Source organism: Actinoallomurus vinaceus, assembly GCF_039542055.1.
GTDB lineage: Bacteria > Actinomycetota > Actinomycetes > Streptosporangiales > Streptosporangiaceae > Actinoallomurus > Actinoallomurus vinaceus.
The window spans coordinates 78236-96862 of record NZ_BAABHK010000009.1 but is presented as its reverse complement, the minus strand read 5'-3'; the positions used below and the strand labels follow the sequence as shown (position 1 = coordinate 96862).

Here is an 18627-nt window from a genome sequence, read left to right as displayed (position 1 = left end):
ACGTCGCTCACCACCGTGCAGGGAGTAGCCATGACCGACGCAGCCGGGCAGAAGGACCTGACGCCGGAGCAGCGCGCCGACGACGGCCGGGCGCCGCGGGCGCGCAGGGAGGACCCGTTCCCCGTCAAGGGCATGGACGCCGTCGTGTTCGCCGTGGGCAACGCCAGGCAGGCGGCGCACTACTACTCGACCGCGTTCGGGATGCGGTGCGTCGCGTACAAGGGGCCGGAGACCGGCAGCCGGGACGAGGCCGCGTACGTCCTGGAGTCCGGCGGTGCGCGGTTCGTCCTCAAGGGTGCCGTGCGCGCCGGCACCGACCTCGGCCGGCACGTCGCGGAGCACGGCGACGGCGCGATCGACCTGGCCATCGAGGTGCCGGACGCCGAGACCGCCTACCGGCACGCGATCGCCCAGGGCGCGCGGAGCGTCGAGGCCCCGCACGTCCTCGAGGACGAGTACGGCAAGGTCGTGGTCGCCGCCATCGCCGCCTACGGCGAGACACGGCACTCGCTCGTCCAGCGGGCCGACTACTCCGGCCCGTACCTGCCGGGATACGTCGCCGTCGACCCTGTCGTCGCGCCGCCCGCCAAACGATACTTCCAGGCGATCGACCACTGTGTCGGCAATGTCGAGCTCGGCAAGATGGACGAGTGGGTGGAGTTCTACCAGCGTGTCATGGGCTTCACCAACATGAAGGAGTTCGTCGGCGACGACATCGCCACCGAGTACTCCGCGCTGATGTCGAAGGTCGTGGCGGACGGCACCAGAAAGGTGAAGTTCCCGCTGAACGAGCCGGCGATCGCCAAGAAGAAGTCGCAGATCGACGAGTATCTGGAGTTCTACGGCGGCCCCGGCATGCAGCACATCGCGCTGGCTACGGGCGACATCCTGCACGCGGTCGACGCGATGCGCGCGTCGGGCGTGGAGTTCCTGAACACGCCCGACTCCTACTACGAGGACCCGGAGCTGCGCGAACGCATCGGCGAGGTCCGCGCGCCGATCGAGGAGCTGCAGAAGCGCGGGATCCTGGTGGACCGGGACGAGGACGGCTACCTGCTGCAGATCTTCACCAAGCCGGTGCAGGACCGGCCGACGGTCTTCTTCGAACTGATCGAACGACACGGCTCACTCGGATTCGGCAAGGGCAACTTCAAGGCGCTTTTCGAAGCGATCGAACGCGAGCAGGAACGCCGCGGAAATCTCTAGTCCGCGAGAGCCGGCGGCAAAGCGGAGATCGACCGCAATCGGCCGGTAAAAAGTCGTTCAAGCGGACGCCGCCCGGCCCGGTTATCCCCCTCCACGGGCCGGATCGGGTAAAGCGCCGAGTTGCCCATATCGCCGTTTTGCCGTCAGGCTGGGTCGGTGAGTCATGCGTCCCGGATCATTGCGAGCACGCTGGCCCTCGGCGTCCTCACCGCCTGCTCGGACAATGGCGGTTCCGTCCGGTCACCCGCGTCCCGGGCGGCCTCCGCGGTCTCGGGCGCCGGGGCCGCGAGCGTCGGCGACCCCTACACCCCCGGTGACGGCAACGGCGGCTACGACGTACGGAACTACGACCTCGACCTGCGCATCAGCCCACGCGCCACGCCCGAGTTGGCCGGGACCGCGACCGTCACGGCGGTCGCGACGGACCGGCTGACCCGCTTCGACCTCGACCTCAGCGGGCTCACCGTCTCGAAGGTGACGGTCGGCGGCGCGGCCGCCTCGTACACCCGGAACGGCAGCGAGCTCGTCGTCACGCCTCCCGCGCCGATCGCCCGGGGCGGGAACTTCACCGTCCAGGTGCAGTACTCCGGCAATCCGCGCGCGGTCAACGATCCGGTGCTCGGCAGGTACGGCTGGCTCCCCACCTCCGACGGGGTCTTCACCGGCGACGAGCCGAGCGGGGCGCACACGTGGTTCCCCAGCAACGACCATCCCGCGGACAAGGCGACGTTCGGTTTCCGCGTCACCGTTCCGCGCGGGCTGACCGCGATCGCCAACGGCCGCCCGACCGGCACCCGCACCGCGGGTGACTCGACGACCTACTCCTGGCGCGAGGACTCCCCCATGGCGACCTACCTGGCCATGGTCGACGTGGGGCGGTTCAAGGTCCGTACCGGCCGTACGCCCGGCGGCATCCCGGTCTACGCGGCCGTCGATCCCGCGATCACGACGACGACCGTGGACAAGCTGTACGACACGACCGCGCGTGTCACCGACACGTGGGCGAAGGTGTTCGGTCCGTACCCGTTCGGTTCCACCGGAGGCGTCGTCGACGACGTGCAGGTGGGCTTCGCCCTGGAGACCCAGACCAAGCCGGAGTACGGCGGGCCGATGGGCGGCGATCCCACGACCATCGCGCACGAACTGTCGCACCAGTGGTTCGGCGACAGCGTCACGGTCACCCGCTGGAGCGACATCTGGCTCAACGAGGGCTTCGCCACGTACGCCGAGTGGATGTGGGGCGAGCGGAGCGGCACCGGGCCGTCCGTGCAGACCCAGTTCGACCAGCGCTACCGGCAGACCGACAGCCCGGACCTGTGGTCCGTGCCTCCCGCCGAGCCGGGCCGCGCCCGGTTGTTCGGCCGTTCGGTGTACGAGCGCGGCGCGATGACCCTGCACGCCCTCCGGCAGAAGGTCGGGGACGCGACGTTCTTCGCGATCCTGCGGGCCTGGACGAGTCAGCACCGGCACGGGAACGCCACCACCCCGCAGTTCATCGCCCTCGCCGAACGGATGTCCGGCAAGGATCTCGGCCCGTTCTTCCAGGCATGGCTGTACGGGAAGACCCGCCCGACCGCGTGGTGACCACCGCTGTGACCCTTGTGGTGCGTGATGACAGAGAGCATGCTGTGTCCCGCGTTGCCCCTCGGGCGTTGCGCCACAGAAGACAACTGGAGAGTTGCATGGCAAGGCTTACCCCACGAGCTCTGTCGATCGCCGCCGTCGTGGCGGCGACCGGCCTGCTCGCCCCCCTTTCCGCCGCCGAGGCCCAGAGCGGCTTCACTCCCGGCGCACCCGGCGCCGGGGACCCGTACTTCCCCGACATGGGGAACGGCGGCTACAACGCCCGGCACTACAGCCTGTCGCTCACGTACGACTCCGGCACCAAGGCGATCAACGCGCACGCGAAGATCTTCGCGACCGCCACGCAGAACCTGTCCCGGTTCGACCTGGACTTCCTGGGCCCGCTCAAGATCGGCAAGCTGACGGTCGACGGGCACGCGGCCGCGTACAAGCGCACCGGCGCGCAGGAACTCGTGATCACGCCCCGGCACGGTCTGCGCAAGGGACGGGCGTTCACCGTCGACGTCGCCTACTCCGGCGTGCCGCAGCTGATCAACGACAAGGCGCTCGGCGTCTCGGGCTGGATCGCCACGCACGACGGCGCGGTGGCCCTGTCGCAGCCGTTCGGCTCGGCGACCTGGTACCCCGTCAACGACAGCACCGGTGACAAGGCGACCTACGACTTCGCCATCACGGTGCCGAAGGGCCTGAAGGCGCTCGCGAACGGCGAGCCCGCCGGCACCCGTACGCACGGGTCGACCACGACGTACCGCTGGGTCGACCGGCAGCCGACCGCCAGCGAGCTCGTCATGGTGGCGATCGGTCACTTCGACGTCAAGGACACCCGCACGCCGAGCGGCCTGCGCAACATCACCGCCGTCGACCCGGCCGCGGTGAAGCCGGCGGCCCGCACCACCGCGTCGGAGAGCACCGACCGCCGCCGCCTTCCCGCGGTCTCCGTGGCCTCCCCGTCCGGCGACTTCAACACCGCCACCGCGAACGTCATCGAGTGGGAGCAGAAGCTCTTCGGCCGCTACCCGTTCGGCTCCGTCGGCGGCATCGACGTGCTCGCCCCGAACGTCGGCTACTCCCTGGAGACTCAGGGCCGTCCGGTCTACGCGCGGCGCACCGCCGGCGCGCTGCCGAGCGCGGACCTGCTCGCGCACGAGCTGGGGCACCAGTGGTTCGGTGACTCCGTCACGCCGGCGCAGTGGAAGCACATCTGGCTGAACGAGGGGTTCGCGACCTACGCCGAGTGGCTGTACAGCGAGCAGCACGGCGGCGAGACCGCGCAGCAGCTGTTCGACCAGGCGTACGCCTCCACGAAGACCGACTGGAGTGGCAAGGTCGCCGACCCGGGCCGTGACCACATCTTCGACGACCTCGTCTACACGCGCGCCGCGATGACGATCCACCAGATCCGCAAGGCCGTCGGCGACGAGACGTTCTTCAAGCTGATCAAGGCGTGGCCGGCGGCGCACCGCCACGGCAACGACACGACGGCCCAGTTCATCGCCTTCACCGAGCACTTCACCCACAAGGACCTGGACAAGCTGTTCAAGGCGTGGGTCTACTCCGCGGGCAAGCCCGCCCTCTGAGCGGGACCACGACGCCCGAACGACCGCGACCCGGCGGCCTCACCCGAGGCCGCCGGGTCGTTCGCTTCGGTCGTGGCGCTCAGTGGCTGGCGGCCTTCTTGTACTGGCGGACGCCGAGGAACAGGAAGACCAGCGTGATCCCGACGATCCAGGCGACCGACTGCAGGGCCGGCGTGGCGATGGCCCGCCCGTGGCCGTAGAACATGGCCCGCAGCGCGTCGTTCATCGTGGTGACGGGGCTGTACCGGACGACGTCCTGGAGCCAGCCGGGCAGACTGTCCATGCCGACGAACCCGTTGCTCAGGAAGGTCAACGGGAAGATCCAGATCATGCCGGCCATGTTGGCGGCCTCGACCGACTTCACGCCCAGGCCGATCACCGTCCCGATCGAGGAGAACGCGAACGCGAAGGCGATCAGCAGCAGGATGCCGCCGATCGCCGACGCCACGCCGTTCTGGAACCGGAACCCGACGGCGTATCCGGCCGCGACCATGATGAGCAGCGTGAGGGTGTTGCGCGCCGACTCCGCGACCAGCCGGCCGACCAGCACGGCCGACCGGGCCATCGGCAGCGACCGGAACCGGTCGATCAGCCCCTTGTGCAGGTCGTCGGCGAGACCGACGGAGGTGCCCGCGGTGGCGAACGCCATGGTCTGCACGAAGATCGCGGGCATCATGTAGTTCTTGTAGTCCATGCCCGGGATCTTGATCGCGTTGGCGAAGACCACCGTGAACAGCAGGATGAAGATGATCGGCTGCATGATCGAAAAGAACAGCAGCTCGGGGATCCGCGTCGTGTGCTTCAGGTGACGCCGGGTGATGACCGCAGCGTCGGCGACGGCGTACGGGACGCTCATGGGATCACTTTTCCTCGTCGGCGGCGTGACCGGTCAGGGACAGGAAGACCTCGTCGAGGGTGGGGCGGCGAAGCGCCAGGTCCTGCGCCTCGACCCCCGCGGTGTCCAGCTCGCGGACGACCTCGGCTAGCGCGCGGGTGCCACCCGTGACCTGAACCGTGACCAGGTGGCTGTCCTCGTCGACGACCGGCTCGTCGGTGGCGACCCGGCGCAGCGCGGTGGCGGCCTTGGCCAGCTCGGACCGGTCGGCGACGGTCAGCTCGACGCGTTCGCCCCCGACCTGCGCCTTGAGCTCGTCCGCCGTGCCCTTTGCGATCACCTTGCCCCGATCGATGATCGCGATGTCGTCGGCCAGCGCGTCGGCCTCTTCGAGGTACTGCGTGGTCAGCAGCAGCGTCGAGCCCTCGCGGACCAGCTCCCGGATGACGTCCCACATGCCGAGGCGGCTGCGCGGGTCGAGGCCGGTGGTGGGCTCGTCGAGGAAGATGACCTGCGGGCGCGCGACGAGGCTCGCGGCGAGGTCGAGACGCCGGCGCATCCCGCCGGAGTAGGTCTTGGTGACCCGATCGGCCGCGTCGGTGAGGGAGAAACGGTCGAGCAGCTCCTCGGCGCGATTCCGGGCCGCCTTGCCACCCAGATGGTAGAGCCGGCCGACCATCTCGAGGTTCTCCCGGCCGGTGAGGTGCTCGTCGACCGCGGCGTACTGCCCGGACAGCCCGATGATCTTACGGACGGCGCCGGGCTCCCGGGCGACGTCGTGACCGGCGATCGAGGCGCTCCCCGTGTCCGGTCGCAGCAGCGTGGTGAGGATTCGTACGGCCGTGGTCTTACCCGCGCCGTTGGGGCCGAGCAGACCGAGAACGGTGCCGGCCGGCACCCGCAGGTCCACGCCGTCCAGCGCGGTGACCTTTCCGTAGTGCTTGGCCAGTCCTTCGGCAACGATGATGTCGGACACTGTGGTCCCCCGCAGAGAACGGAAGTGGGATCTCCGCCGGTGATATCAGGTGCGTACGACACTCCGGCGCAGGCGATCGCGCCCCGACCGTACGCGGCGCTCGAATCGGGCACAACCGATTAACCGCCCGGTGAAACCCGAAGCCGGATGCCGCCCGAACGGGGTCGGCGCGGGTCAGGTGAAGCTGAGCGTGTAGCCCTCGGCGCGCAGGCGGCCGAGCACCTCGTCGCAGTGGTCCGGGCCGCGGGTCTCCAGGTGCAGCAGCACCTCGACCTCGTCGACGTTCAACCGGGCGGCGGTCCGCTGGTGGACGACGTCGAGGACGTTGACCTCCAGCTCGGCCAGCTCGGTGAGCAGCGTCACGAGCGCGCCCGGCCGGTCACGGAGCCGTACGCGGAACATCAGGTAGCGGCCGGCCACGGCCAGGCCGTGGCGGAGTACCTTCGACAGCAGCAGCGGGTCGATGTTCCCGCCGGACAGGACCGTCACCACGGGCGGCTCGAACATGTGCGGCCGGTCCAGGAGCGCGGCGACGCCGACCGCGCCGGCGGGCTCGACGACCTGCTTGGAGCGTTCTAGGCAGTTCAGCAGAGCCTGGGAGAGCGTCTCCTCCGAGATGGTGACGACGGAGTCGACGAGCTTGGAGACCAGCTCGAACGTCAGGTCGCCCGGCCGGCCGACCGCGATGCCGTCGGCCATGGTCCCGGCCGGCTCCACCGCCACGGGACGGCCCGCGGCCAGCGAGGGCGGGAACGCCGCCGCCTGCTCCGCCTGCGCGCCGATCACCCGGACGTCGGGCCGGAGCTCCTTGACGGCGGCGGCGATCCCCGCGATCAGGCCGCCGCCCCCCACAGGCACGACGATGGTGCGGACGTCCGGGCACTGCTCGAGGATCTCCAGGCCGACCGTGCCCTGCCCCGCCACCACGTCGGCGTGATCGAACGGGTGGATGAACACGGCGCCGTTGTCGCGTGCGTAGGCCTTCGCGGCGGTCAGGCAGGCGTCCACGCCAGGGCCACCGAAGATCACCTCCGCGCCGTACGCCCGGGTCGCGGCGACCTTGGGCAGCGGCGCGCCCTCGGGCATGAAGACGACGCTGCGGGCGCCGAGCAGGGTGGCGGCCAGCGCCACGCCCTGCGCGTGGTTGCCCGCGCTGGCCGCGACCACGCCGCGGGCCCGCTCCTCGTCGGTGAGGCGGGCGATGCGGACGTACGCCCCGCGGGCCTTGAACGATCCCGAGCGCTGGAGGTTCTCGCATTTGAGCAGGACCGGGCCGCCGACCTTCGCCGACAGCGACCGGGACTCCAGGATCGGCGTGGTCACGGTGACATCGCGCAGCAGCTCGCGAGCCGCGCGGACATCATCGGCGCTGACGGGACCGCTCATGCCAAGAGTCTCCCACGGTCATGGCGGGGCACGACGCGCACGTGCGCGGTCAGTCCGCGGTCCAGTAGCGGTCGGCCGCCAGGACGAACGCCGCGGCCCCGACGAGGCCCGCCGTCTGCCCCAGCGCCGCCGGCACGACCCGCACCTGCCGGGCGAACTCCATCCGGGCGTGCGCCCGCAGCGTCTCCTCGAGCGGCCGGAACAGCAGCGGCCCCGCCTGGGACAGGCCCCCGCCGATCGCCACGACCTCCAGGTCGCACAGGTGCGTCGCGGAGGCGATCGCCACGCCGAGCGCCCATCCGGCGCGGTTCATCGCCCGGACGGCGATGGGGTGGCCTCGAGCGGCGTCGTCGGCGAGCTCCTTTCCGGTCTCGCCCGGCCAGCCCTGCTCCCGCGCCCAGGCCGCCAGCCCGGGGCCCCGGGCGATGGCCTCCAGGCAGCCGCGGCCGCCGCACTCGCAGGCCGGCCCCTCGTGATCGACGATCACGTGGCCGATGTGCCCGGCGTTGCCGCTGACGCCGTCGACCAGGCGGCCGCCGAGGATCAGCCCGCCGCCCACACCGGTCGAGACGACCATGCCGAGCATGCCGTCGCGTCCACGGCCGGCGCCGCGCCAGTGCTCCCCGACCGCCACCGCCACCGCGTCGTTGTGGAGGCGCACCGGCAGGCCCGGGAAGCGTTCCTGGAGCCGCTCGCGCAGCGGGAACCCCCGCCATGCAGGGATGTTGAGCGGGGACACCTTCCCGCTCGGCCAGTTCATCGGCCCGCCGCACCCCACCCCGACGCCGGCCAGCCGCTCGGCCGAGAGCTTGTCGATCAGGGTCAGCACCGTCCGCCAGAGGCCGTCGGCGTCGGCATGCGGTGGCCGCGGGGTCGCGATCCGCTCATAGGCGGCGATCCGCCCGCCCGGCTCGACCAGGGCCGCGGCCATCTTCGTGCCGCCGACATCGATGGCGAGAACGGAGCCGGTCACGCGGGGTCCTCCTTGCTGCCGGGCCCGAAGGCCAGGATCGACGCGGTGAAGCTGTGCACGTGGTTGCGGCCCGCCACCGGGCCGATCTCGCCGGCGGCGAAGAACCCGCCGACGCCCGGCCCGCCGAGCAGATCACGCAGCGCCCGCACGTCGTGATCCGAGGTCGGGAACATCCCGCGGCCCCGCCCGGTGCAGGCGAACAGCAGCGCGCCCTCGATGGGGGCCAGGTCGAGGTCGCCCAGGAGATGGGTGAGGTCCTCGTCCGCCGCGCCGGCGTCGCGCACGTGGAAGCGGACCGTACGGCCGATCTCGATGATGTCGCCGGTGGCGAGCGCGCCGACCTCCGGATCCGCGCCGATCACTCCGCGGACGAGGAAGTCGCCGCGTTCGTGCTCGTCGGCGTACTCGTCCATGGCCACGCCGATCAGCAGCCCGCCCTCGATCAGCTCCCGGTCGTCGTCCGGCAGGTCGGTGACGATCTCCTCCAGCTTGGCCAGCGCGGACATGCCGGCCAGCTCGTACAGGATGTTCTCCTCGGCCTTGGTGACCACCATGGGCGGGCCGACGGGCCGGGCGCCCTGGCTCACGACGGTCGAGGTCATCACGGATCCGCCGAGGAGCACTCCGACGGCCCCGGAGTCGACGATCTCCCCATCCGCGAAGAGCCGCGTGGTCCCCCGGCCCCCGTGCCCGGTCGCCAGGCCGCCGACGAGCGGCAGCCCGGGCAGCACCTCGCCGGAACGCTCGACGAACGCGTCCACGGGGAAGCTGTACGGGTCTGCCAGCAGCACGGCCACCACGTCGTCGTCCCGGGTCTGCGGCATGCCGACGACCGCCAGGCGCGGCAGCGACTCCGTCTCCGCGGCGGGGAACTTCAGCGTCTCCAGCCGGAACGGCTCGACGCGGGCCTCCGGAAGCCGGGCCGCCCAGGCGCTGACCGCGCTCGCCCCTTCGACTCCGTGGCTTCCGCCGATCACTCCGGGGGCGCCGCAGCCGATGACGTTGGGGGTGCCCGCGATCTCCATCGCCCGTCGCGCCGCGGGCTCGACGGCGTCCGGATCCGGCGCGGACACGAAGACGAACACCAGGTCCGGAAGGCCGTCCAGTGACGCGACCGCCTGGGTCACCGCGGACTCCGCGGCCGCGACCAGATCCGGCCCGACCGCGAGCCCGTCGCCGAAGCGCGCCATCGGCCCCCTCCCCTCTGTTGATTACGGTCTACCACAGGCATCAGACGACGCCACGCGAGCGGGATCGGTCGGCGAAGACGGCACCCGCCGGCGCCGTTCGGCCGCCGGCACCGTCCCTCTCCGGCGGACGACGCGCGCCGTGGTCGGATGCGGCGGCGAAGATCCCGGCATAGGGTCGAACCCGAGCGACTCCTGAACGGAGCGAGCCCGAATCAGCGAGCGGAGGGGGCGGCCGGACAGCGTTTCTCGGCGTGCCTCCGGCACGACGGACGCCGCCCGCGAAGCGAGCGAGGAGGGTCCGAGCGACCATTGAACACGAGCGAGCCCGACGCAGTGAGCGGAGCGGACGGCCGGACAGCGTTTCTCGGCGTGCCTCCGGCACGACGGACGCCGCCCGCGAAGCGAGCGAGGAGGGTCGAGCGATCATTGAACACAGCGAGCCCGACGCGGCGAGCGGGGCGGGCGGCCGGGCAGCGTCTCCGGCGCGCCTCCGGCACGACGACGCCGCCCGCGAAGCAAGTCAGGACGGTGAGCGACCCTTGTACACGAGCGAGCCAGACGTAGCGAGCGGAGTGGCCGGCCGGGGAGATTCGACCGTGTGCCGCGGCACGCGGCGCGCCGGCCGTCCAGCGAGTGAGGAGCGGTGCCGACAGTGAATACGCGACCAACGACACTCCGCGAGCTTCGGGCCGGTGGCCACGTCCACCGGCCCGTCAAGGCCGAGATCCAGCAGAACCTCGTCGCCCGCCTGCGCTCGGGCGAGCCGCGGTTCCCGGGCATCGTCGGATTCGATGACACGGTCCTGCCGCACCTTGAGCGCGCTCTGCTCGCGGGACACGACCTGGTCCTCCTCGGCGAGCGTGGGCAGGGCAAGTCGCGGCTGATCCGTACGCTCGGCGGGCTGCTGGACGAGTGGACGCCGGTGGTCGACGGTTGCGAGATCAACGACCATCCGTACGCGCCGGTGTGCGTGCGCTGCCGCCGGTTGCTCGCCGAGGTGGGCGATGATCTGCCGGTCGCCTGGAAGCACCGGGACGAACGGTACGGAGAGAAGCTCGCCACCCCCGACACGAGCGTCGGTGACCTGATCGGCGACATCGACCCGATCAAGGTGGCGGAGGGCCGCACCCTCGGGGACCCGGAGACCGTGCACTACGGGCTGGTGCCTCGGACGAACCGTGGGATCTTCTGCGTCAACGAGCTGCCCGACCTCGCCGAGCGCATCCAGGTCTCGCTGCTGAACGTCTTGGAGGAGCGGGACGTGCAGATCCGCGGCTACAACCTGCGGCTGCCGCTGGACGTCCTGCTGGTGGCCAGCGCCAACCCGGAGGACTACACCAACCGGGGCCGGATCATCACCCCGCTGAAGGACCGATTCGGCGCGGAGATCCGCACGCACTACCCCCTGGACGTGGACGACGAACTGGTGCTGATCGGCCAGGAGGCCCAGGTCTCCGCGGCGGTGCCCGTCCACCTGATGGAGGTCATCGCGCGGTTCACCCGGCTGGTCCGGGAGTCTCCGGCGGTCGACACCCGCTCCGGTGTGTCCGCGCGGTTCGCGATCGCCGCGACCGAGACGGTGGCGGCGTCTGCGATGCGCCGGTCGGCCATCGCGGGCGAGGAGCAGCCGGTGGCCCGCGTGTGCGACCTGCCGTCGATCGTGCCGACCCTGCTCGGCAAGGTGGAGTTCGAGGTCAGCGAGGAGGGCCGCGAGGAGGAGGTGCTCGCGCACCTGCTCCGCCGGGCGACGGCGGAGACCTGGCGGCGCACGCTCGGCCCGGTCGACCTGGGCGGCCTGCTGGACCGGTTCGACCGGGGAGCGACGGTCGACTCCGGCGAGCTGGTGCCGGCGGCCGAGCTGCTGCACCGGATCGGCCCGGTGTCCGGCCTGGCGCGGATCCTGCACAGCCTCGGCATGGAAGGCGAGTCGCCCGGGCACGCGGCGGCGGCACTGGAGTTCGCGCTGGAAGGGCTGTACCTGATGCGCCGGCTGTCCAAGGACACCGCCGACGGAGCCTCGACATACCGGATATGACCCGAGGAGGTCGCCGTGGCCGGATTTCGCTATGGGCCGTACCACGAGGGGCCGGACCCGCTCGCGCCCCCGTACGACGTGCGCGCCGCGCTCGACGCCATGGGCGACTCGATGCTGGAGGGCACGAGCCCCGCTGACGCGCTGCGCGACCTGCTCCGCCGGGGGCTGCCCGACGAACAGCGGCGACGCGGCCTGGACGACCTGCTGCGGCAGGTCAGGGCCCGCCGGCAGGAGCTGCGCGGACGCGGGCGGCTGGACGGCACGCTCGAGGAGGCGCGGTCCCTGCTCGACCGGGCGATCGGGCAGGAGCGCGCCGAGTTGTTCCCCGACCCGAGCGATGAGGCGCGGCTGCGGGAGGCCGAGCTGGACGCCATCCCGGCCGACACCGCGCAGGCGGTCCGCCGCCTCGCGTCGTACGACTGGCGGTCGCCGGACGCCCGGCGGACGTTCGAGGAGCTGAAAGACCTGCTGCGCCGCGACGTGCTGGACGCGCAGTTCCGCGGCATGAAGCAGGCGCTGAGCGACCCGGACCCGGCGGCGATGCAGCGGGTCAAGGACATGATGGCCGCGCTCAACGACATGCTCGAGAAGGACGCCCGGGGTGAGCACACCCAGGAGGACTTCGACAACTTCATGCGGGAGTACGGCGACTTCTTCCCGGACGATCCGCAGAATCTCGAGCAGCTCGTCGACTCGCTGGCGCGGCGCGCCGCAGCCACCGAGCGGCTGCTCGCCTCGCTCACGCCCGAGCAGCGCGCGGAGCTCGCCGCGCTCATGGCGCAGACGCTCGAGGACGCCGGGCTCGCCATGGAGATGGAACGCCTGTCCTCGTCGCTGCGGCAGCGCCGGCCCGACCTCGACTGGTCCGGGTCCGAGCGCATGACCGGCGACGACCCGATGTCCATGGGCGACGCGACGACCGCGCTGCAGGAGCTCGCGGACCTCGCCGAGCTGGAAGGCGCGCTGCGGCAGGACTACCCGGGCGCGCGGATGGACGACATCGACGAGGAGGCGGTGCGCCGCGCCCTGGGGCGGCAGGCGGTCGACGACCTCGCCGAGCTGCGCCGCATCGAGGCCGAGCTCGAGCGCCAGGGCTACCTCAAACGCCGGGGCGGGGCCCTCGATCTGACGCCGAAGGCCGTACGCCGCCTCGGGGAGACCGCGCTGCGGCGGGTGTTCGCCCAGCTGGACACCGCCCGGCGCGGCGACCACGACCAGTCCGACGCGGGACAGGCGGGCGAGTTGACGGGTGCGAGCCGCCCCTGGCAGCACGGCGACGAGCAGCCGATCGACGTCGTACGGACGGTGTCGAACGCGCTGCGCCGCGGCGAGTACCGCCCCGGCCGGTCGGGCGGGACGGCCGTCCGCCTGACCGTGGACGACTTCGAGGTCCTCGAGACCGAGCGCCGTACGGCGGCGGCGGTGTGCCTGCTGGTGGACCTGTCGTACTCCATGGCGCTGCGCGGCACCTGGGGATCGGCGAAGCAGACCGCGCTCGCCCTGCACACGCTGGTGTCCAGCAAGTACCCGCAGGACGCGATCCAGGTCATCGGGTTCTCCAACTACGCGCGGGTGCTCCCGCCCACCGAGCTGGCCGGCCTGGACTGGGACATGGTGCAGGGCACGAACCTGCACCACGCCCTGCTCATCGCAGGACGTCACCTGGAGAAACATCCCGAGCACGAGCCGATCGTGCTGATCATCACGGACGGCGAACCGACCGCGCACCTGCTGCGAGACGGCCGCTCGTCGTTCGACTGGCCGCCGTCGCGGGAGACGCTGGAGCTCACGCTCGCCGAGGTGGACAAGATGACCCGGCGGCGCGCGACGCTGAACATCTTCATGCTCGCCGACGACGAACGCCTCGTGTCGTTCGTGCAGGAGGTGGCGCGGCGTAACGGCGGCCGGGTCTTCGCTCCGACGCCCGACCGGCTCGGCGAGTACGTCGTCCGCGACTACCTTCGCGTCCGCCGCGGCCGGGGCGGCTGAGCCTCTGCGCGGCGGATACCGAGCGGAAACGGTCCGGCCGCGCGGGCGAGGTGCCATCGCCGGCCGGATCGTGTAGCTCAGGGCGTGCTCTTGAGGGGAGTGGCACGGCCGTGCGGCCAGAGGCGTGCTGTTGAGGGCGGTGCCGCGGACGTGCGGCCGGGAACGTGCCCTTGAGGGGTGCTGCGGGCGTGCGGCCAGAGGCGTGCTCTTGACGGGAGCGCCGCGGCCCTGAGGTCAGGGGGTCAGGTCATCTCAGCAGGTCGGCGACGGCTGTGACGCCCGCCGTGATCGCGCGTTCGCCGACGTCGCCGAAGCCGAGGATCAGCTGCACCGGCGTGCCCTCGTGCCGGGAACGGCATGGGCTCATGCCGTACAGACCGACCGAGCGTTCCCGGGCGGCGGCGATCACGGCGTGTTCGCCGAGGGATCCGTCGAGGTGCGCCACAGCGTGGAAGCCGGCGGCGAGCCCGGTCACCCGGACGCTCGGAGCGTGCTCGGCGAGCGCCTCCACCAACGCCGCCCGACGCGCGGCGTAGACGCCGCGCATCCGGCGCAGATGCCGGTCGAAGCGGCCCGACTCGATCAGCCTCGCGAGAGCGTGCTGGTCGAGCGCTGGAGAACCCCGGTCGTCCAGGCTCTTGTCCTCGGCGATCTGCCGGGCGAGGGCGGGCGGGCAGAGGATCCAGCCGATCCGCAGCGCCGGTGCCAGCGATTTGCTGACGGTGCCGATGGCGATCACCCGGTCGGCGGCGAGCCCCTGCAGTGCGCCGACCGGCTCTCGGTCGTAGCGGAACTCCGCGTCGTAGTCGTCTTCGATGACGACCGCGTCGCGGCGCGCCGCCCACTCGATCAGAGCCAGAACGACCCCGGTCGGCCACTGGTGCGCGGGCGTGACGACGACCGCGCGGGCGTCCGTCGCGGCGAGCGCCGCGACGTCGATCCCGTGCTCGTCGACCGGCACGGGTATCGCCGACAGGCCTGCCCGGGCCGCGGCCGAGGTGACCGTCTCGGGCGAGCCGGGGTCCTCGTACGCCACGGTACGCACGCCCGTACGCGCCAACGCGCGCAGGGCGACGTTGAGTCCCTGCGCATAGCCGGAACAGATCACGATGCTCTCCGGATCCGCCGACGCGGCCCGCACCCGCCGTACGTAACCCGCCAGGACTTCACGGAGTACCGCGCTGCCGCGAGGGTCGCCGTAGTCGAGCGCGGACCTCGGCAGCACCCGTACGGCCTCGCGCATCGCCCATGACCAGTCGGCACGCGGAAAGCCGCCCAGGTCGGGCACGCCCCACCGGAAGTCCGCGAGCAGGCGCGGACGCCGATCCGGCGGCGGAGCCGGCGCCGATGCGACGCACGCGCCGGCCGAGACCCGGGTGGCGGAGCCGGCGCGCGCCACCAGGTAACCCTCGGCCTGGAGCTGGGCGTAGCACTCCTGCACCAGCCCGCGGGAGAGTCCCAGGTCGCGGGCGAGCGCTCGGGACGACGGCAGCCGTTCGCCGATTCGCAGCCGTCCGGATCGGATCGCGTCGCGGATCTGGCGCTCCAGCTGGCAGCGCAGGGGCTCTCCGCCGTCCCGGTCGACGGCGAGCAGCAGATCGGGCGACGAACTGGACCACTCGAGCGGCATGAAAGTGGAACTTACCGGCGATCCGCCTTCCTTCTAGCGTCGGGCTCATGACCTCGTCGATGATCCCCCGGACCGCGCCCGCCGCGGCGAGACCGCCCCTCCTGACCAGAGCGCTGGTCCTGCGTTTCGTCACCGTGATCGGCGCCTCGGCGAACTTCTTCCTGCTGCTGTCGGTCGTTCCGCTCTACGCGACCACGTCGTCCGGCCACGGCGGCGACGCCGCCGGCCTGGCGACGAGCGCGCTCATGCTGGCCACCGTCATCGGCGAACTGGCGGCCCCACGACTCGTCGCCCGGTACGGTCACCGCGGCGTGCTGGCGGGCGGGCTGGTCCTTCTCGGCGCGCCCGCGCTCGTCCTGACCGCCTCGGGGAGCCTGACGTGGATCCTGGCGATCTGTCTCGTCCGCGGCCTGGGATTCGCGCTCACGATCGTCGCGGGCGCCGCGCTGACGGTGTCGTTGATCCCCGCGGAGCGGAGGGGTGAGGGGCTCGCGCTCGCCGGCATCGTGTCCGGGGTACCGTCGCTCGTGGCCCTGCCCCTGGGGGTGTGGCTCGCCCGGCACATCGGGTACGCCCCGGTCTGCGGCGCAGCCGCCGTCGTGGCGCTGGCCCCGCTCATCGCCGTTCCGGGCCTGCCCGGGCGCGAACCCCGGTCCGAACGCCCCATCGGGGTCATCGCCGGCCTCCGTACGGCCGCCCTCGTCCGGCCCACGCTGGTCTTCGCGGCCACCGCGCTCGGTGCCGGGATCATCGTGACGTTCCTGCCGCTCGCGGTCCCGTCGCGGCTCACGGGCCTGGTCACCGTCGCGCTGTTCATCCAGCCGGCCGCGTCCACCGTGGCGCGCTGGTTCGCGGGCCGGTACGGCGACCGGCACGGGACCGCGGGACTGGTCATCCCCGGCCTGCTGGCGTCGGCCGCCGGGATGCTCGTCACGGCGGGGACTCGAAGCCCTGTCACCGTCGTCGCGGGAATGGCGCTGTTCGGCATCGGCTTCGGGATCGCGCAGAACGCCACCCTCACGCTGATGTACGCGCGCGTGACGTCTTCCGGCTACGGCGCTGTCAGCGCGCTGTGGAACTTCGCGTACGACGCGGGCATGGGTGTCGGCGCCGCGGGGTTCGGGGTGCTCGCCGGACGCACCGGATACCCCTGGGCGTTCGTCCTCACCGGCGTTCTGATGGCCGTCGCGCTCGTCCCGGCCTGGCGCGACCGGATCGCCGACGGTTCCGGCGGGTGAGGCGCGTCCGTCGGGTCGGCAGGCCGGTGGCGGTGTCGGGGGCCGGTGAGCGGCCTCCGAGGCCGATGGGCGGTAACGGGACCGGTGGGCGATGCGAGGGCCAGAAAGCGGCCTCCGGGACCCGGTGGGCGGTGTCGGGACCGGTCTGCGGCTTCGGGGGGCCGGGATCCCGGCGGAGGTAGAGTGAGTCTTACTGGGAGTATCGGCTTGATCGGGCTAGGGTCGGCACCATGTCGAGCGCTGATCGCCTGCTACTGACATTGCACATCGGTTTCGCGATCTTCACTCTGGGGCCGCTGACCGCGGCGACCATGGCGACGCCCCGCTACATCCGCCGGGGCGAGCCGGGCACCGTGCGCTACCTCCACCGTGTCACCCGCGTCTACGGCCTGCTCACGCTGGGCATCTTCCTGTTCGGGGCGCTCCTGGCGCACGGGCAGTTCAGTAAGGTGTGGCTGTCCGCGTCGATGACGCTGTTCATCGTGGCGCTGGTGCTGCTGGTGATCGTCGAACGCGATCAGCGCAAGGCCGTTCACAAGCTCGAACTCGCCAACGCCGAGCAGCGCCCGGGCACGACACCCGCCACCCCGCCCCCGACGACGCCCGCAGAGGGCGCTCCGGCCGAGGCCGCGGAGACCGTCACCGCGCCCGGCGAAGGCCCGGCGACGGAAGCGGAGACGGGCCCGGGCGCCGCAGCGCCGGGGCCCGCGCCCGCCCGTGCTCCGCTCGGCGAGATCGCCAAAGTGGAGACCGGCCGGATCGCCACGATCTCCGGCGTCGTCGCCCTGATCTGGATCGTGGTCCTCTTCCTGATGGTCTGGAACGCCTAGACCTCGAGCGCCTGCTCCAGGTCGGCGAGCAGGTCGTCCACGTCCTCGATGCCGACCGACAGGCGTACGAGGTCGCCCGGCACCTCCAACGGCGACCCGGCGGCCGAGGCGTGGGTCATACGGCCCGGATGCTCGATCAGTGACTCGACGCCGCCGAGGGACTCGCCGAGCGTGAAGATCTTGGCGCGCTCGCAGACCCGTACGGCCGCCTCCTCGCCGTCGGCGTGCCGGAACGACACCATGCCGCCGAACGCCCGCATCTGCTTGGCCGCCACCTCGTGGCCCGGGTCCTCGGGCAGGCCCGGGTAGTGCACGGCGCTGACCCGGGGATGCCGGCTGAGGAACTCGGCGATGCGCATCGCGTTGGCGCAGTGCCGGTCCATGCGGACACCGAGCGTCTTCACGCCGCGCAGGGTGAGCCACGCGTCGAACGGGCCGGCGACCGCCCCCATGGCGTTCTGGTGGAAGGCCAGCTCCTGGGCCAGCTCGACGTCGGCCGCGACCAGCGCGCCGCCGACCACGTCGGAGTGGCCGCCGATGTACTTGGTCGTGGAGTGGACGACGATGTCGGCGCCCAGGGCGAGCGGCCGCTGGAGGTAGGGCGAGGCGAAGGTGTTGTCCACGACGAGGCGGGCGCCCGTCTCCCGCGCCACGTGCGCCAGCGCGGCGATGTCCGCGACGCCCAGGAGCGGGTTCGTGGGTGTCTCCACCCAGATGAGCTTCGTCTCCGGGCGGACGGCGGCGCGTACGGCCTGGACGTCCGTCAGCGGTACCGGGTCGTACGTCACCCCCCACCGGGTGAGGACCTTCGAGATCAGCCGGTAGGTGCCGCCGTAGGCGTCATCGGGGATCAGGACGTGATCGCCCGGCTTGCAGATGGTGCGGAGCAGGGTGTCCTCAGCGGCCATCCCCGAGGCGAACGCCAGGCCCCGTACGCCGCCCTCGAGCGCGGCGAGGCACTCCTCAAGCGCCGTACGGGTCGGGTTGGCCGACCGGCTGTACTCGTATCCGCCGCGCAGGCCGCCGACGCCGTCCTGCTTGTAGGTGGACACCTGATATATCGGCGGCACGACCGCCCCTGTCGCGGGGTCGGCCTCTTGACCTGCGTGAATGGCAAGCGTCTCGAAGCCGGCCTCGTGGTTGAAACCGTCCATGCACGCGAGGTTAGTGCCTCATGA

General features: G+C 71.8%; 14 protein-coding genes. 7 read left to right on the top strand and 7 right to left on the bottom strand.

Going from position 1 to position 18627, the window contains the following annotated elements; translation table 11 throughout:
- Positions 1-30 precede the first annotated feature (30 nt).
- From hppD to ABEA24_RS29320, 3 genes are all read left to right on the top strand, one after another.
- The gene (gene hppD, locus ABEA24_RS29330; protein ID WP_345434390.1) at positions 31-1206 is read left to right on the top strand and encodes a 4-hydroxyphenylpyruvate dioxygenase; all 1176 of its coding nucleotides are present in this window, start codon (positions 31-33) and stop codon (positions 1204-1206) included.
- A 156-nt stretch (positions 1207-1362) separates the two neighbouring features.
- On the top strand, positions 1363-2790 hold the full coding sequence (locus tag ABEA24_RS29325; RefSeq protein WP_345434388.1) for a M1 family metallopeptidase: 1428 nt from the start codon (positions 1363-1365) through the stop codon (positions 2788-2790).
- 98 nt (positions 2791-2888) lie between these two features.
- Positions 2889-4367 carry a M1 family metallopeptidase gene (locus ABEA24_RS29320; RefSeq protein ID WP_345434387.1) on the top strand — a complete coding sequence of 493 codons (1479 nt, stop codon included), beginning with the start codon at positions 2889-2891 and terminating at the stop codon, positions 4365-4367.
- 79 nt (positions 4368-4446) lie between these two features.
- Here ABEA24_RS29320 and ABEA24_RS29315 read toward each other — a convergent pair whose 3' ends face one another.
- The 5 genes from ABEA24_RS29315 to ABEA24_RS29295 form a co-directional block, all read right to left on the bottom strand.
- The gene (locus ABEA24_RS29315; RefSeq protein WP_345434386.1) at positions 4447-5223 is read right to left on the bottom strand and encodes an ABC transporter permease; all 777 of its coding nucleotides are present in this window, start codon (positions 5221-5223) and stop codon (positions 4447-4449) included.
- 4 nt (positions 5224-5227) lie between these two features.
- Positions 5228-6178 carry an ATP-binding cassette domain-containing protein gene (locus ABEA24_RS29310; RefSeq protein WP_345434385.1) on the bottom strand — a complete coding sequence of 317 codons (951 nt, stop codon included), beginning with the start codon at positions 6176-6178 and terminating at the stop codon, positions 5228-5230.
- A 174-nt stretch (positions 6179-6352) separates the two neighbouring features.
- Entirely contained in the window at positions 6353-7564 is a 1212-nt protein-coding gene (ilvA, locus tag ABEA24_RS29305) for a threonine ammonia-lyase (RefSeq protein ID WP_345434384.1), read from the bottom strand.
- A gap of 49 nt (positions 7565-7613) precedes the next feature.
- Positions 7614-8537, bottom strand: coding sequence for an ROK family protein (locus ABEA24_RS29300; RefSeq protein WP_345434383.1), 924 nt, complete (start codon positions 8535-8537; stop codon positions 7614-7616).
- Positions 8534-9727 (bottom strand): FIST signal transduction protein, encoded by a 1194-nt coding sequence (locus ABEA24_RS29295; RefSeq protein ID WP_345434382.1) that lies wholly within the window; start codon positions 9725-9727, stop codon positions 8534-8536. The genes ABEA24_RS29300 and ABEA24_RS29295 overlap by 4 nt, the downstream gene beginning before the upstream one ends.
- A 643-nt stretch (positions 9728-10370) precedes the next feature.
- On the opposite strand from ABEA24_RS29295, the gene ABEA24_RS29290 reads away from it, so the two are divergent.
- Together ABEA24_RS29290 and ABEA24_RS29285 are read left to right on the top strand one after the other, a co-directional pair.
- Complete coding sequence (locus ABEA24_RS29290) at positions 10371-11762, top strand: sigma 54-interacting transcriptional regulator (protein WP_425551245.1); 1392 nt, start codon at positions 10371-10373, stop codon at positions 11760-11762.
- A gap of 15 nt (positions 11763-11777) precedes the next feature.
- Complete coding sequence (locus ABEA24_RS29285) at positions 11778-13751, top strand: VWA domain-containing protein (RefSeq protein WP_345434380.1); 1974 nt, start codon at positions 11778-11780, stop codon at positions 13749-13751.
- Positions 13752-13998: 247 nt separating this feature from the next.
- Here the strand turns inward: ABEA24_RS29285 and pdxR are convergent, their stop codons facing one another.
- On the bottom strand, positions 13999-15381 hold the full coding sequence (gene pdxR / locus ABEA24_RS29280; protein ID WP_345434379.1) for a MocR-like pyridoxine biosynthesis transcription factor PdxR: 1383 nt from the start codon (positions 15379-15381) through the stop codon (positions 13999-14001).
- Between the two features lie 47 nt (positions 15382-15428).
- Here pdxR and ABEA24_RS29275 point away from each other — a divergent pair, with 47 nt between their 5' ends.
- Positions 15429-16619, top strand: coding sequence for an MFS transporter (locus ABEA24_RS29275; RefSeq protein WP_345434378.1), 1191 nt, complete (start codon positions 15429-15431; stop codon positions 16617-16619).
- A gap of 230 nt (positions 16620-16849) precedes the next feature.
- Positions 16850-17449 (top strand): hypothetical protein, encoded by a 600-nt coding sequence (locus ABEA24_RS29270; RefSeq protein ID WP_345434377.1) that lies wholly within the window; start codon positions 16850-16852, stop codon positions 17447-17449.
- Here the strand turns inward: ABEA24_RS29270 and ABEA24_RS29265 are convergent.
- On the bottom strand, positions 17446-18603 hold the full coding sequence (locus ABEA24_RS29265; RefSeq protein WP_345434376.1) for a cystathionine gamma-synthase: 1158 nt from the start codon (positions 18601-18603) through the stop codon (positions 17446-17448). The genes ABEA24_RS29270 and ABEA24_RS29265 overlap by 4 nt on opposite strands.
- Between the last annotated feature and the right edge of the window lie 24 nt (positions 18604-18627).